The 16,634-nt window shown below is 43.9% G+C and carries 13 protein-coding genes and 1 other annotated feature (1 of these 14 running past the window's edge); all 13 genes read right to left on the bottom strand.

Features of this window, described 5'->3' with window-relative positions; all coding sequences use genetic code 11:
- Positions 1–79 precede the first annotated feature (79 nt).
- Positions 80–712, bottom strand: coding sequence for an orotate phosphoribosyltransferase (gene pyrE / locus AU377_RS12500; RefSeq protein ID WP_067408097.1), 633 nt, complete (start codon positions 710–712; stop codon positions 80–82).
- Positions 712–1,422, bottom strand: coding sequence for an orotidine-5'-phosphate decarboxylase (gene pyrF, locus AU377_RS12495; protein WP_067408096.1), 711 nt, complete (start codon positions 1,420–1,422; stop codon positions 712–714). Before pyrF ends, pyrE begins: the two co-directional genes overlap by 1 nt.
- A complete protein-coding gene (locus tag AU377_RS12490; protein WP_067408095.1) occupies positions 1,419–2,333 on the bottom strand; it encodes a dihydroorotate dehydrogenase in 915 nt (304 codons plus the stop codon). Before AU377_RS12490 ends, pyrF begins: the two co-directional genes overlap by 4 nt.
- Positions 2,330–3,106: a dihydroorotate dehydrogenase electron transfer subunit gene (locus tag AU377_RS12485; protein ID WP_067408094.1), complete on the bottom strand. Its 777-nt coding sequence runs from the start codon at positions 3,104–3,106 to the stop codon at positions 2,330–2,332. Before AU377_RS12485 ends, AU377_RS12490 begins: the two co-directional genes overlap by 4 nt.
- Entirely contained in the window at positions 3,103–6,300 is a 3,198-nt protein-coding gene (gene carB, locus AU377_RS12480) for a carbamoyl-phosphate synthase large subunit (RefSeq protein WP_067408093.1), read from the bottom strand. The genes AU377_RS12485 and carB overlap by 4 nt, the downstream gene beginning before the upstream one ends.
- Complete coding sequence (locus AU377_RS12475) at positions 6,293–7,393, bottom strand: carbamoyl phosphate synthase small subunit (RefSeq protein WP_067408092.1); 1,101 nt, start codon at positions 7,391–7,393, stop codon at positions 6,293–6,295. The genes carB and AU377_RS12475 overlap by 8 nt, the downstream gene beginning before the upstream one ends.
- A complete protein-coding gene (locus tag AU377_RS12470) occupies positions 7,394–8,668 on the bottom strand; it encodes a dihydroorotase (RefSeq protein ID WP_067408091.1) in 1,275 nt (424 codons plus the stop codon).
- 2 nt (positions 8,669–8,670) lie between these two features.
- On the bottom strand, positions 8,671–9,549 hold the full coding sequence (locus AU377_RS12465) for an aspartate carbamoyltransferase catalytic subunit (RefSeq protein ID WP_067408090.1): 879 nt from the start codon (positions 9,547–9,549) through the stop codon (positions 8,671–8,673).
- A 337-nt stretch (positions 9,550–9,886) separates the two neighbouring features.
- Positions 9,887–11,173 carry a solute carrier family 23 protein gene (locus AU377_RS12460; RefSeq protein ID WP_067408089.1) on the bottom strand — a complete coding sequence of 429 codons (1,287 nt, stop codon included), beginning with the start codon at positions 11,171–11,173 and terminating at the stop codon, positions 9,887–9,889.
- Between the two features lie 33 nt (positions 11,174–11,206).
- Positions 11,207–11,749 (bottom strand): bifunctional pyr operon transcriptional regulator/uracil phosphoribosyltransferase PyrR, encoded by a 543-nt coding sequence (gene pyrR / locus AU377_RS12455; protein WP_067408088.1) that lies wholly within the window; start codon positions 11,747–11,749, stop codon positions 11,207–11,209.
- 253 nt (positions 11,750–12,002) lie between these two features.
- On the bottom strand, positions 12,003–12,923 hold the full coding sequence (locus AU377_RS12450; RefSeq protein ID WP_067408087.1) for an RluA family pseudouridine synthase: 921 nt from the start codon (positions 12,921–12,923) through the stop codon (positions 12,003–12,005).
- Complete coding sequence (gene lspA, locus AU377_RS12445; protein WP_253724485.1) at positions 12,923–13,402, bottom strand: signal peptidase II; 480 nt, start codon at positions 13,400–13,402, stop codon at positions 12,923–12,925. The genes AU377_RS12450 and lspA overlap by 1 nt, the downstream gene beginning before the upstream one ends.
- A gap of 181 nt (positions 13,403–13,583) precedes the next feature.
- Positions 13,584–16,346 (bottom strand): isoleucine--tRNA ligase, encoded by a 2,763-nt coding sequence (gene ileS / locus AU377_RS12440; protein WP_067408085.1) that lies wholly within the window; start codon positions 16,344–16,346, stop codon positions 13,584–13,586.
- Between the two features lie 90 nt (positions 16,347–16,436).
- Positions 16,437–16,634: a binding site (T-box leader), on the bottom strand (it continues 19 nt past the right edge of the window).

Below are 16,634 nucleotides of genomic sequence, written 5' to 3'. Positions count from 1 at the left end.
CTTTGTTTGGTCATTCATTCTAATAAAAAAGAATTGTCCCAAAAGTGAAGAGCTAGAAACTTCTGAGACAATCCCTTATTCACTGTAACAATCCCGCTTTCAATTTCCCATGCCATTCTAACAAATGGTGAATAGACTGATCCGAAATTGCGCCATTTTCTTTTGACACTTCTGTCAGCGCATTGAAATTGGTTAGACTTTTGTATGTTAACTGTGCCGTTGCAAACGCATCATCAGCACTTTGCAACTCGTATGTAAAGATGGAAACAATGCCGGTTACTTCAATTCCTTCTTCCCGCAGCGCCTTAGCGGCAGTTAAACTGCTGCCTCCCGTGGATATTAAATCTTCAATAATGACCGCTTTGTCGGCTTGATCAATTTTCCCTTCAATTTGACGGCTGCGACCGTGGCCTTTTGCTTTCGATCTAATATACACCATTGGCAAACCAAGAATATCCGCCACCCAAGCCGCATGCGGAATACCTGCTGTAGCTGTCCCGGCAATGACAGTCGTTTCCGGATAATAATTACGGATTAACGTTGCCAATCCTTCTGCGATTTTTTTTCGGCCAATCGGATCTGCCATCGTTAATCGGTTATCACAGTAGATTGGCGATTCGATGCCGGATGCCCACGTAAATGGCTTGTCCGGACTGAATGCGACCGCTCCCACGTCTAGTAAAACTTTTGCAATGTCTTTTGCTTGATCCATCATTCCATCCCCTTCCAACTCGCATTGATATGCTCATATGCCGCTTTCGGATCAACTGCACCCGTGATTGCACGACCAACGACAATATGCGTTGCACCTGCTATCCTCGCCTGCTCCGGCGTTGCAATTCGTATCTGATCGTGGCTACTTCCTTCCGGCAAACGAATCCCCGGAGTCACTTTATAAAAAGCCTTTCCACATTCCTTTTCAATGACAGATGCCTCATGCACTGAACAAACAACCCCGTCCAATCCCGCCTCTTTTGTTAACGTTGCATAATGGAAGACAGATTGCTCAAGCGTTGCGTCAATTAACTGTTCTTCACGCACTTGACGCTCATCCGTTGATGTGAGCTGCGTGACACCGATCAACGCTGGTCTTTCTTTTCCAGTTGGTGTTCCTTTATCCAACCCTTCAAGTGCCGCTTCCATCATTCTTTTTCCGCCTGCCGCATGAACGTTCACAAGATCGACCCCGAAACCTGCGAGCACTTCCATCGCAGATTTCACCGTATTTGGAATATCATGCAATTTTAAATCAAGAAATACGTCATACCCTTGCTCTTTTAAACGCGCAACGATTGAAGGCCCTTCTTGATAATAAAGCTGCATGCCCACTTTTACGCCGATATTCCCATTAAATGCTGTTAAAAATTGAAACGTTTTTTCTGCTGACTCAAAATCGAGTGCGATAATTGGCGATGTTTTCATAAGCGGTGACTCCTTCCAATCAATTCCGAAATATGATTAACTCCAAGTTCATCCAGCTTAGCCGGCAGCTGATCAATGATTGTCGGACAGACAAATGGATTGACAAAATTCGCCGTCCCGACAGCAACTGCGCTAGCGCCTGCTGACAGAAAATCGATGACGTCTGTTACTTCCGAAACGCCGCCCATCCCGATGATTGGAATGTTCACGGCCTTATACACTTCATATACCATACGAATCGCAACTGGTTTAACAGCTGGACCTGATAATCCACCTGTACCATTTGCGATGACAGGACGTCCTGTTTTCTCATCAAGCCGCATCCCAACGAGCGTATTAATCATTGTAATGCCATCTGCACCACCCGCTTCTACCGCTTTGGCAATTTCTGTCACATTGGTAACGTTTGGTGAGAGCTTTACATAGACAGGTACTTTGGAAACAGCTTTGACAGCAGACGTTAATTCTTTTGCAATTTCTGGATCTGTGCCAAAAGTTATGCCGCCCGCTTTTACATTTGGACAAGAAATATTCAATTCAAGTGCGTGAACATTTGGTGCAGTTGAAATTACTTTCGCGACTTCGACATAATCTTCTGTCTCAGTGCCTGCCACGTTCGCAATGATTGGCACATCGAACTGTTCAAGCCATGGCAGTTCGTTTTCCATGACACCTGTAAGTCCTGGATTTTGAAGTCCAATCGCATTCAACATGCCAGCTGGTGTTTCCGCAACACGTGGTGTTGGATTTCCAAACCTTGTTTCAAGTGTCGTTGCTTTAATCATAATTGCGCCTAATTTTGATAAGTCGTAGAGACGACCATACTCTTTTCCAAACCCAAAGCATCCAGAAGCCGGCATGATCGGATTTTTCAACTGTAAACCTGGCAATTCAATCGCTAATCGATTCATAATGCGACCACCCCCGCTGGAAATACCGGACCATCAGAACAAACTTTTACATAGTCTTTGCTGCTATTTTCCGTTGTTTGGCAAACGCAGGCGAAACATGCACCTATGCCGCATCCCATTCTCTCTTCGAATGATAAATAGCCTTTTTTGTTTGGATACATTTGCTGAACAGCCTGCAGCATCAGCATCGGTCCACAACTGAAATACATCGAAAAATTAGCGTCTACTGTTTGTAGTACATCTGTGACGAAACCGGCAGTCCCTCTCGTGCTGTCTACTGTCGCAATATACGTTTCACCAAGCTGCATAAATTGTTCCTCGTAAAAAACGACAGTCTCGGTTTGAAACCCTAAAACGTGAATGCATGTTACACCTTTAGCGGTTAGTTGTTTTGAAAGCTCGTATAATGGAGGTACACCAATTCCTCCTCCGACTAAAACAACTGTTTCTCCCGGCATGGCCTCGTCCACAGGAAACCCATTCCCAAGCGGCCCTAGCACATCTACCGTATCTCCTGAGCGTTTTTCGGAAAGAACCTTCGTCCCGCGACCTTCCGCCCGGTAAATGATCGTCATTTCTTTTGCAGCTTGATCGATCGCAGCGATGGAAATCGGACGTCTTAATAACGGCTCAAACGAGTCAGCTACACGGATGTGGACGAATTGGCCGGGGGAAGTAATTTCCCCGACCAAGTTTCCTGTCAATTTCATTTCAAAAATATCTTGTGCAATTTGTTGCTGCGATTGAACAACCATTCTGTCCTGAAGAATCATGCGCGCACCGCCTGTTTTGGCATTTGCTCAGTTAAAAACGTCATCGATTCGATCACACGGAGCATCGCATCGGCAGTATCAATAGAAGTTAAACATGGTACACCATTTTCAACGGACTCTCGGCGAATGCGGAAGCCGTCCCGTTCTGGTTGTTTTCCTTTGGTCAACGTATTAATGACGAGCTGTGCTTCCCCTTTTTGAATCACATCGATAAGAGTAGGTCCTTGGGAACCAATTTTATCAACAAGTTTTACTTGAATGCCTGCTTCTTTTAATACCTTTGCCGTTCCTTCTGTCGCCAAAATATGGTAGCCAATATTCGTAAAGCGTTTTGCCAAGCCAACAATTTCATCTTTATCTTTATCAGAAACCGTCATGAGGACTGATCCATACTCTTTGATTTCCATTCCAGCTGCAACGAGTCCTTTATAAAGTGCTTTTTCAAGTGTAATGTCTTTCCCCATCACTTCTCCAGTCGATTTCATCTCTGGACCAAGTGTAATATCCACTCGACGGAGCTTTGCAAAAGAGAATACAGGTACTTTTACATAAACACCCTCTTGAGCCGGCGCAAGACCACCTTCATAGCCTTGATCGATAATTGACTCGCCAAGAATTGCTTTTGTCGCCACATTTGCCATTGGAATGTTTGTGATTTTACTTAAAAATGGTACGGTACGGCTTGAACGCGGATTCACTTCAATGACATATACTTGTCCTTCTGAAATGACGAACTGGATATTCAACAACCCTTTAATATTCAACCCTCGCGCTAAGCGAGTTGTATAATCCGTAATCGTCTCAAGCATCGAAGCAGACAATTTTTGCGGCGGATAGACCGCAATAGAGTCCCCAGAGTGTACGCCTGCACGTTCGATATGCTCCATAACTCCTGGGATTAATACAGTTTCTCCGTCACTAATACCGTCAACTTCAATTTCAGTACCTGTTAAATATCGGTCGATCAGGACAGGGTGTTCCGGACTGGCGTCAACGGCATGCTCCATATAATGAAGCAATTCGTTCTCATGATAAACAATTTCCATCGCACGTCCACCTAGCACATAGGATGGTCTTACGAGCACTGGATAGCCAATTTCATCCGCAATGGCGACTGCTTCTGGAACCGATACCGCCGTTTTCCCAAGCGGTTGCGGGATGCCAATTTCACGCAAAGCACGCTCAAACTTGTCACGATTTTCTGCACGGTCCAGATCTTCCAGGGAAGTACCCAAAATTTTAACGCCTCTTGCTTCCAAGCCTGCCGCCAAGTTAATCGCCGTTTGACCGCCGAATTGAACGATGACTCCTTCTGGCTGCTCTAGGTCGATAATGTGCATAACATCTTCAATCGTTAACGGTTCAAAATAGAGCTTGTCCGAGATTGAGAAATCTGTCGAAACGGTTTCCGGGTTGTTGTTAATAATAATCGCTTCGTACCCAGCTTCTTGAATCGCCCAAACTGAGTGTACTGTTGCATAGTCGAACTCAACACCTTGACCAATTCGAATTGGACCAGAGCCTAGAACGATGACACTTTTCTTGTCAGTTTTGATCGACTCATTTTCTTCTTCGTATGTGCCGTAAAAATAAGGCGTTTCGGATTCGAACTCTCCAGCACACGTATCCACTTTTTTATAAACTGGAATGATTCCTTGCTCTTTGCGCCAGTCATAAACCGCACGTTCATTTGTCTCCCAAAGCTCTGCAATGGTGACGTCTGAAAAGCCCATTCGTTTTGCTTGTAATGCCGTTTCATATTCGAAAGGATTGTTTTTGACAACTTCTTCATACTGAACGATCTTTTCCAACTTACGAAGGAAGAACACGTCAATTTGACTCCATTCGTGAATTGCTTCTACTGATACACCTCTGCGTAAAGCTTCTCCGATAAAGAACAAACGCTCATCACCTGCGCGTTTAATTCTTTGCTGAATCCACTCGTCTGTCATCTCTGCGCCATTTTTCAATGACAAACCAAATTGACCTGTTTCAAGTGAACGAACTGCTTTTAAAATCGATTCTTCAAAGTTTCTTCCAATCGCCATCACTTCGCCGGTTGCTTTCATTTGCGTACCGAGATTTCGCTTCGCCGATTCAAATTTATCAAACGGCCAGCGCGGAATTTTTGTCACGATATAATCGAGTGTTGGCTCGAAGCAAGCGTACGTCGTGCCTGTTACAGGATTCATCATTTCATCGAGCGTCAAACCGACTGCAATTTTCGCTGCCAATTTCGCGATCGGGTAGCCAGTCGCTTTCGATGCAAGTGCAGATGAACGACTGACACGCGGGTTTACTTCGATAATATAATAATTGAAACTATGTGGATCGAGCGCAAGTTGCACATTACAGCCGCCTTCAATTTTTAATGCGCGAATAATTTTAAGGGAGACGTTTCGCAGCATTTGAAACTCACGATCTGTCAACGTCTGACTCGGCGCCGCTACGATCGAATCGCCTGTATGAATGCCGACTGCATCCACGTTTTCCATATTACAAACGACAATGGCATTATCGGCAGAGTCACGCATAACTTCATATTCAATCTCTTTAAAGCCAGCGATCGATTTTTCTAACAAACATTGCGTTACTGGGCTATACTTCAGCCCGCTCGTCACAATTTCCTCCAGCTCGCTGTCATTATGACAAATCCCGCCGCCTGTACCACCTAATGTAAAGGCCGGACGGACAATGACTGGATAACCGATTCGCTTTACAAAAGCATAGGCTTCTTCCAAGTTATGAACAATATCACTTTCAGGAACAGGCTCTCCCAATTCATTCATCAATGAACGGAACAAATCGCGGTCTTCTGCTTGATGGATCGCATCCAATTTCGTACCTAAAATTTCAATGTCAAGCTCATCTAAAATACCTGATTCATGTAACTCAATCGCCATATTTAATCCTGTTTGACCGCCAAGTGTCGGCAGTAGTGCATCTGGGCGTTCCTTTCGAATGATGCGGCTGACAAAATCTAATGTAATCGGCTCGATATACACTTTGTCTGCAATTTCTGTATCCGTCATAATCGTTGCTGGGTTAGAGTTAATGAGAATGACACGGTAACCTTCTTCTTTTAAAGACAAGCATGCTTGCGTTCCTGCATAATCAAATTCTGCTGCCTGTCCAATGACAATTGGACCGGAACCAATTACTAATATCGTTTCAATATCTTGACGTTTAGGCATGGGACTGCTCCTTTCGACTGCTCTTTTTCATAACAGTTACAAATTGATCAAATAAATGGTTGGCATCTTCCGGACCCGGAGAGGCTTCGGGATGGAATTGAACGGAAAACGCATTATATTCTGTACTTTCAAGCCCTTCAATGGAACCATCATTCAATGCTTTATGTGTAATCGTAAGTGGCGTTCCTTCTAAAGATGCTTCATCTACTGCATAGCCGTGACATTGTGCAGTTAACTCTGTTCTTCCCGTTCTTAGATCTTTAACAGGATGATTACCGCCAAAATGTCCATTTTTCATTTTGAATGTTCGGGCACCTAAAGCAAGTGCAAATAACTGATGCCCTAATCCAATTCCGAAAATCGGTGCTTTTCCAAGCAGCTGCTGAATTGTTTCAACTGCAACTTCCACATGTTCCGGATTGCCCGGTCCATTTGAAAGGACGATTCCATCAGGAAACAGTGAGAGAATGGCTTGTGCGGATGTATCGTATGGGACAACAATTACATCGCACCCGCGATTATTCAACTCTCGCAAAAGACCATTTTTCATACCATAATCGATTAGTACGACACGCTCTCCACGACCAGGACTTGGGTACGGTTTTTTCGTGGAAACTTGAGCAACGAGATTCGTTGGCAACTGGAGAGAGCGTAATTGCTCGATGGCAGTTGTCCCGTCAATCTCTTCACTCGCCGCTGTTAGCATTCCTTTTAATGATCCTTTTTCACGCAACAGCCTTGTGAGTTTTCTCGTATCGATGCCTTGGATTCCCGGAATTCCTTTCATCGTGAGCAGTTCACAAAGTGTCATGCCGCTACGGAAGTTTGAAGGCTCATCTTCCAGTTCACGTACGACAACACCGTTGATCGGTAATTCAATCGATTCGTAATCGTCCCGGTTAATACCGTAGTTGCCAATAAGGGGATATGTCATCACAATAATTTGTCCACAGCTTGACGGATTTGAAATCGTCTCTTGATAACCCGTCATTCCTGTTGTAAATACCGTTTCTCCTAAGGATGCTTCGTTTGATCCGAAAGCTGTTCCTTCAAATATCGAACCGTCTTCTAAAATGAGTAGTCGTTTTTTCATTTACTTTTCCTCCCAAACGATTTTTCCGCCATAAATCGTTGTGACCGGCCAACCAACACACATCCAGCCGTCAAACGGTGTATTCTTTCCTTTTGAAACGAACGATGTACGATCGATTTGTCTCTCTTTCTTTAAGTCGATTAAGACAAGATCCGCTTCTGCACCAACTTCAATCGATCCATACGGCAACCCAAATACTTCAGCAGGTTTTTTCGTCATCCAGTCAACGAGTTGCTTGAGTGTCCATTTTCCTTCTTTTACAAAATGCGTGTAAAGTAACGGAAAAGCTGTTTCAAGTCCGACGATGCCAAATGGCGCTTTTTGCATACCTGCCGCTTTTTCTTCTGCTGTATGCGGCGCATGATCTGTTGCGATCATATCAATCGTACCGTCTAACAGTCCTTCAATGAGCGCTTTCCGATCTTCTTCTCCTCGAAGCGGCGGATTCATCTTCCAATCGGCATCATCACTCGGAATATCATTTTCCGATAATAATAAATGATGCGGACTTACTTCTGCCGTTACACGGATACCCGCTCTTTTCCCATCTCGGATTGCTCGAACAGATTCTTTTGTACTAACGTGGCAAACATGGTAGTGTGCGCCAGCAGCTTCCGCTAGTAAAATGTCCCTTGCAATATGAACAGACTCGCAGATCGAAGGAATGCCTGGCAGTCCAAGCTCTTTGTTTTTCATTCCTTCATGCATCGCTCCGCCGTAAATGAGTGTATTGTCTTCACAATGTGCGACGATTGGCATGTCGATTTTCGCAGCATCTTGCATTGCCTCGTACATCATACCTGCTTCCTGAATACCAACTCCATCGTCCGTGAAAGCAAATGCGCCGTGTTCTTTTAGTTCTTCGAGATTCGTGCGTTCTTTTCCAGCTTCCCGAATTGTAATGGATGCGTATGGAAGGACGCGAATGAGTGCTTTTTCTTCGATCAATCTGTTAACATGTTCTATATTTTCTTTTGTATCTGGAACTGGTCGTGTATTCGGCATGGCACAAATTGTTGTATAACCGCCTTTCGCGGCCGCAAGTGTTCCACTTTCAATCGTTTCTTTATGTTCACCGCCTGGCTCCCTGAGATGGACATGAACATCGATGAAACCTGGGGATAATAATAATCCTTCCCCATTTATCAATTCCGCAGATCCTGTTGATAAGTCATTCCCAATTTCCGTGATTTTTCCACCAGTAATTTTAACGTCCGTCGTCACCAGTTCTCCATTTTCATTTAGCAATTGAACACCTTGAATGATTTTCTCCATTCTCAATTCCTCCCCGTTAAAATCGTTTCCAATACTGCCGCTCGTATAAAGACGCCATTTTCGATCTGTTGAAAGATTCTTGATTTTGGGCTTTCAATTAGGTAATCTGCAATTTCAACCCCTCGATTAAATGGAGCGGGATGCATAATAATTGTATGATCTTGTAATTGCTTTGCCCGTTCTTCTGTTAAGCCATATTGTGCGTGGTACGATTCTTTTGTGAAATAGACATCTCCCTCATGCCGCTCGTGCTGAACCCTCAGCAACATCACAACGTCACATTGTCCGATGACGTCATCCCACCGATTCACACAGTTAAACTCGCCCGCCCATTCTGCCGGAGAAAGAAAAATGACTTTTGCACCTAAATTTTTTAACGCATCTGCATTAGACCTTGCTACTCGACTATGCGCAATATCTCCAGCGATTAGGACTGTAAGCCCTTCAAAAGTACCAAACTCTTCTTTAATCGTGAATAGATCCAGCAAAGATTGTGTTGGGTGTTGACCTGATCCATCCCCCGCATTCACAATCGACAAATTCGTTCGTTCGATCAGTTGTTCGTAATAGCCATCTTCCGGATGCCGAATGACGAGCGTATCTACGCCGATCGCTTCCAACGTTTTCACCGTATCGTATAGAGTCTCTCCTTTCAAAGTGCTTGAAAACCCTGCTTCAAACGGGAGAACATCCATTCCTAACTTTCTTTCCGCCATTTCAAAACTCATTTTTGTACGAGTGCTTGGTTCGAAAAACAAATTACTTACGGTATATTTCCCGGGCAATTCACGGATGCCATCTTTTTTGAATGTATCTGCCCGATCAAGAAGTGCATGAATTTGCTCATTTGTTAGTTGCTTCATGGATACGAGATGCTTCACCTTGGAGATCCTCCTTTATGTATATCAATTACGCCTCGGCGTAATTGCGTCCAGATTTTGAATCGAGCAAGCTCGATTAACTCCTTTTAAAATCTGTGACATCCGCCGGAGGCTTATCTTTATTCAGCAGGCATTTGAACACCCGCTAAATGGGAGGCAACACTGCATCCATCCAACCAACTCCAGTGGTGGGGCTTCCGCTGAATAAAGATAAAAACCTTCCCGAATGTTCGGAAAGGTTCGTGTTGCTTGCCTCAAATGACTGTTCACATTTTATAGTGAACAGTTGGCAAACGAACCTTTCCCTGCCTCTCTGGACAGTCATTAAAAGGTCAATCTATTCTATTTTGTCATCCATTGCATTTTCTGTTTTACCTGGCAGCACCCAATTTAACAGCACGCCGACAATTGCGGATAAAGCCATGCCTTCGATTTGAAAAGTATCACTAAATCGAATGGTTGCACCGCCGATGCCGATGACGAGAATGACGGACGCAATGACCAAATTACGTTGTTGGCCAAAGTCGATTTTGTGGTCGACAAGCATTCGTAAACCCGATGATGCAATGATTCCAAAGAGGAGAATCGAAATCCCGCCAAGTACCGCTGTTGGAATAGTCGCGATCATCGCCATTGCCTTGCCGACAAATGAGAGGAGAATGGCGAAAACGGCTGCTCCCAAAATAACGTAGACACTGTAGACTCTCGTGATCGCCAGCACGCCAATATTTTCACCGTACGTCGTTTTTGGCGGTCCGCCAAGCATTCCACTGATGAACGTCCCTAATCCATCCCCAAGCAATGAACGATTCAAGCCTGGATTTTTTATGTAATCCCTGCCAACAATTCGTCCTAAGACAAGCTGGTGACCAATATGCTCCGAAATCGTAACAATTGCGATTGGCACCATGACGACTAACAATGTAGGTGTTACAACAAATTCATAATCAATTCCAGGAAGAAGCATTTCAGGTACTTCAAACCAGTTTGCTTCCCGGACTTTCGTAAAATCGAGAATTCCGATGAATGCAGAGTAAATATAACCTACGATAATGCCTACGAGCACTGGCATTAAACTAACAATTCCTTTAAAAAACATGATGCAGATTACGGCAGCGGCTAATGTAACGATTGCTGCTGAAAAGTGAAGTAAGTTATATTCACTTACACCGTCGACCGTAACCGTACTTGCCATACTGATTGCTGTTGGTGCAAGCGCCAGTCCGATGACGATAATCACTGGTGCCACGACAATTGGCGGTAAAGCTTTCATAATCCAGCGGTAGCCTGTTTTCCATATGACAAGTGAAACGATCGCATAGACGAGTGCTACAAAGAGACTCCCGATCATTGCACTACCAATGCCACCCGTTTGCGTTGCTACTTGAATCGGGATAATAAAGGCAAAGGATGATCCTAAGTAGGCTGGCACTTGAAATCGTGTGACAAGAATAAAAATGATTGTTGCAATTCCACTCGTTAAAAGGGCAATTGCTGGACTTAAGCCAACGAGCTGAGGAACTAAAATTGTTGCGCCGAACATCGCGAACATATGCTGCAAGCTTAAAATCACCCATCTGCTTGCTGTCGGTTTTTCATGTACATCTAACACGCCATTATTCATACCTAATACTTCCCCCGCGTCGTTTTGTTTTTATTATTTTAAGTGGATTGCGACGCTATCTTTGCCGTCCGTTTCTAGTACACTGACGACTACTTTCTCATCGCTTGAAGTTGGGATATTTTTCCCAATAAAGTCCGGTCGAATCGGCAGCTCCCGATGCCCTCGATCAACAAGTACGGCTAATTGAATTGCTGCTGGTCTACCTAGATCCATCACAGCATCCATGGCCGCTCTTACCGTTCTGCCTGTATACAGAACGTCGTCAACAAGAATGACATTTTTATCGGCCACATCATGCTGTATATCAACTTGCTGCACAAGCGGTTCATTGTTCTCATGCTTCACCATTAAATCATCCCGGTAAAGCGTAATGTCAAGCTCACCTTTTTTAATTGGCTTCCCTTCAATTTGTTCGATTCTTTCCGCCAATCGCTGCGCTAAAAAAGCTCCCCGCGTTTTAATGCCAACAAGAATACAAGCATCGATTCCTTTGTTGCGTTCGATAATCTCATGCGCTATACGTGTGATGGCCCTACCAATTGCCTGCTCATCAAGAATTTTTGCTTTTTCAGTCATACCGTTTGCTCCCCTTTCCATATTCCCATTTGAACAGCAATCCATACTTTTTTTATCGGTTGTTGGATTTTTCCATGAAGATAAAAAACCCTCCTGCCAAATTTAGGCAGGAGGGTATACTTGCAGAAAAATATGCACAGCTAAACTTGCGCGCAGCAGTTCTACTGTACTTTCCGTGCAACCTTCCCAGCCTCTCTGGACTGAATTTAAAGGTATCGCTATTCGATTTCTGTGTTCAGTATACTTTGTGCACTTACTGCTTGTCAACACCATTTTGTAAATCATTGATTAAATCCTGAAAATCTGAAGGCAGCGACGATGTAAACTCCATATATTCTCCCGTTGCCGGATGTTTAAATCCAAGCGTTCCGGCATGCAATACTTGCCCACCAAAATCAATTGTTTTTTTCGGACCATATTTTGGATCACCGACAAGTGGATGTCCAATATATTTCATATGCACCCGAATCTGATGCGTTCTTCCCGTCTCCAATCTACATTCCACCAATGTGTAATTGCCGAAACGTTCAAGCACCTTAAAATGCGTTACAGCATGCTTACCTAGATCGATCACAGTCATGCTTTGTCGGTCTTTCGGATCACGTCCGATCGGCGCATCGATTGTACCGTGATCATGTGGGATATGCCCATGCACAAGAGCTGTATACACACGGGTAACCGATTTTTCAACGAGTTGGTCAACAAGTGAAGTATGTGACTGATCGTTTTTCGCTACCATTAGCAGCCCAGATGTATCTTTATCAATTCGGTGAACGATCCCTGGACGTAAAACACCATTGATACCTGAAAGATCTTTACAATGATACATGAGTCCGTTTACGACTGTTCCAGTAGCATGACCAGGAGCGGGATGTACAACCATGCCGCGTGGTTTATTAACAACGAGTACGTCCCGATCTTCATACACAATCTCAAGATCTAAGTCTTCTGCAACTACATTTAACTCCTCTGGTTCAGGTTCTTCAATGGTCAGAAGATCACCGTTCTTCACTTTATAATTTGGTTTAACGGCCTCGCCATCTACTAGAACGAAACCGTCTTTCAACCACTGTTGAACTTGCGTGCGAGACCAGTCGGCATTCGATTCTGTTAAAAACTTATCGATCCGACTTCCCGCCTGTTCTTCCGTTACTTTAATTTCCACAACTTCCATTATGACACCTTTTTCTTATTCTTTTTTTCGTCTAGTAAAACGTGAATGATCATGAGAATGACTCCAAATGTTAAGGCTGCATCGGCAACATTAAATATCGGAAAGTCGTAATTGATAATGGGAATGAGGACATCTGCAAAGTCAACCACTTCTTTGCGCCAAAGCCGATCAATAAAGTTGCCAATTGCACCACCTAAAAGAAGCATCAAACTAACACTTAATAACGGATGATCTTTAGATTCTTTATGGAAAAAGTACAAAATCCCTATAATTACTATGACGGTTACGATATAGAATAACCACATTTGTCCTTGAAGCATTCCCCAAGCTGCACCTTTATTGCGATGGGAGAGCAACGCTAAATATGGATCCGCAATCACAACACGTTCTCCAAGCTCCATATTTTTTACAACGAGCCATTTTGTAAGCTGATCTACAATAATGACGCTGGCTGCCAATACATAATAAAGAAAAACCAAACTCAAAACCCCCATCCGCTGAATCAGTCAACATTTCAGTTATGATTCATTTTACCATAGGATTCGTTTTCAAATCGACTTTTAGTACTAAACAAAAGCGCAGAGCGCCGTCTAGCCCGGAGCCTGGATGATGAAAAAAAGCGACTGCAGCCGATCGGGCCAACTGCAGTCGCTTTCTCTATTATGCGTAGTAGGTTTCAACAACGTCTGCACAGCGTGCGCAAATGTCTGGTGATGCTTCAACAGTTCCCACTGTTTCAGAAATTGTCCAGCAGCGTTCGCATTTTTCTCCGTCGGCATGCTCGACTAATACAGTCGCAGCATCTAGCTTCAAAGCTTGTTCAGGGGCATTTGCTTCTAAACCTTCTTCGAATTTAGAAACAATGAAGAATTGTGCATAGTCCACATCATCTTTGGCAAAAACATCTTTGAATGTTTCAGGTACAAAAACAGTTACTTTTGCCTCAAGTGACTTCCCAATTACTTTACTATTTCGCGCTTCTTCAAGCGCTTTTAAGACATCATCCCGAATTTGCATAAGCGTTGCAAAACGATCACGCAATGCTTGTGCTTCTGCTCCAAACTCCTTTGCTTCAGGCATATCTGTCAACTGGACGCTATCTTCCTCAACATGTGCCATATAGCCCCACATTTCATCCGTCGTATGCGGTAGAATTGGCGTCAATAATTTTAGCAATGCGAGCAATGTTTCATACATGACTGTTTGCATTGCACGACGATGCGGATGATCCACACCTTCAATGTATACGACGTCTTTTGCAATATCTAAATAAAATGAGCTTAACTCACCCGTACAGAAATTATTAACAGCGTGGTAAACACCTGCAAACTCATAATTTTCGTATGACTCACGTACTTCTTGAATTAAATCTTGCAGCTTCACATAAACGTATCGGTCAACTGGACGCATGTCTGCGAATGGAACGCTGTCTGTTGCAGGATTAAAGTCAGACGTATTCCCGTGCAAGAAACGAAGCGTGTTTCGGATTTTCCGGTACACTTCAGATACTTGTTTGAAATTAGAATCTGATACACGCACATCTGCCGTGTAGTCTACAGATGATACCCATAAACGTAGAATATCAGCACCAAGCTGATTCATCACTTTCGCGGGCACAATCACGTTTCCAAGTGATTTACTCATTTTACGGCCTTCACCATCAAGTGTAAATCCATGGCTTAACAGTCCTTTGTAAGGTGCATGTCCATTGATCGCAACACTTGTTGTGAGAGAAGAGTTGAACCATCCACGGTATTGGTCGGAGCCCTCTAAGTAAAGATCTGCAGGATAGACAAGGTCATCACGTTCTACGAGCACACCTTGGTGAGTCGATCCGGAGTCAAACCAGACATCCATAATATCTGTCTCTTTTGTAAATTGGCCGTTCGGGCTTCCTTCATGTGTAAACCCTTCTGGCAATAGGTCATTGGCTTCTCTTTCAAACCAAATGTTCGAACCATGTTCACGGAATAGTTTCGACACATGTGCAATCGTCTCGTCCGTAATAATCGCCTCTCCATTTTCCGCATAAAATACCGGAATTGGAACGCCCCATACACGTTGACGTGAAATACACCAGTCCCCACGGTCACGAACCATATTATACAAACGTGTTTCTCCCCATGACGGCGTAAATTTCGTTTCTTTAATCGCATTCAGTAACTGCGGACGGAAAGATTCAATGGAGGCAAACCATTGAGCCGTTGCACGGTAAATGACGGGTTTCTTTGTCCGCCAGTCATGTGGGTAAGAGTGTGTAATAAAGGACAGCTTTTGAAGTGCTCCTACTTCTTCTAGTGCTTTTGTGACTGCTTTATTGGCATCTTCATAAAACAGGCCTTCAAAACCTGGTGCCTCTTCTGTCATGACACCTTTGTCATTAATTGGCGAAAGTGCATCGATCCCATACTCTTTACCAATATAGAAGTCATCTTCCCCGTGGCCGGGTGCCGTGTGAACACAGCCAGTACCTGCATCAGCTGTCACATGTTCCCCTAGCATGACAAGCGAATCGCGATCATAAATTGGATGTTTCGCAACAACGCGATCCAACTCAGAGCCTTGCAATTCACGTTCTACGGAATACGATTCCCAACCAATTTCTTCCGCTACAAATGCCAATAAGTCTTTAGCGATCAAGAATTTTTTACCATTTGCTTGGACAATGACATACGTGAATTCCGGATGCACCGAAATTCCCAAGTTTGCCGGAATTGTCCATGGAGTTGTCGTCCAAATCAGGAAGTGAACATCTTGTTCGACGACGCCTAACCCATCTTTCACAGGGAAAGCAACGTAAATCGATGGTGATTTTTTATCTTTATATTCAATTTCCGCTTCCGCAAGTGCAGATTCACTTGAAGGAGACCAAAAAACAGGCTTTAGCCCTTTGTAAATATAACCTTTTTTCGCCATCTCACCGAATACTTCAATTTGGCGAGCTTCGAAACCAGGCTTTAATGTAATGTATGGATTTTCCCAATCCCCACGTACACCAATCCGTTTGAATTGAGAGCGTTGGTTGTCGATTTGGCCAAATGCATAGTCTTCACACATTTTACGGAACTCTGCAATTGAATGCTCCTGCCGTTTTACGCCTTTATTAACAAGTGCCTGCTCGATTGGAAGCCCATGTGTATCCCACCCTGGGACATACGGTGCATGATAGCCTGTCATCGATTTATGGCGGACAATCATATCTTTCAGTACTTTGTTTAAAGCATGGCCCATATGAAGGTCTCCGTTTGCATAAGGAGGGCCATCATGTAAAACAAAAAATGGGCGGCCTTTCGTACGATCCTGTACTTTTTTGTAAATATCCATCTCATCCCATTTTTCTTGCATAAGCGGCTCTTTATTCGGTAAGTTTCCGCGCATCGGGAAATCTGTTTTTGGCATTAACAACGTATCTTTGTAATCCATCGAAATTCCTCCTTATTTAGTAAAAACTTGTCAAAAGCTCACAACCGAGCGATTTTTGGTAATAAAAAGCACAAAAAATCCCCGCCCCTAAAAAGGGACGAGGAATTACTCGCGTTACCACCCTACTTGCAGCACAAAAAATTGCTGCCACTCAGACACCATAACGGGGTGTTTCCGGGACTGCGTACAGTATTCCGCAATCCAGCTTCGGAGTGATTTTCGTTTCCAGTCCATTGACCAGGCTTCCACCGTTTCCTGGCTCGCTGTACATAGAGTTGGAAAGTACTC

The organism is Sporosarcina sp. HYO08 (assembly GCF_001563475.1).
In the GTDB taxonomy this organism is placed as follows: domain Bacteria; phylum Bacillota; class Bacilli; order Bacillales_A; family Planococcaceae; genus Sporosarcina.
Note: the sequence above shows the minus strand (reverse complement) of the source record. Positions and strands in the feature narration are given on the sequence as shown.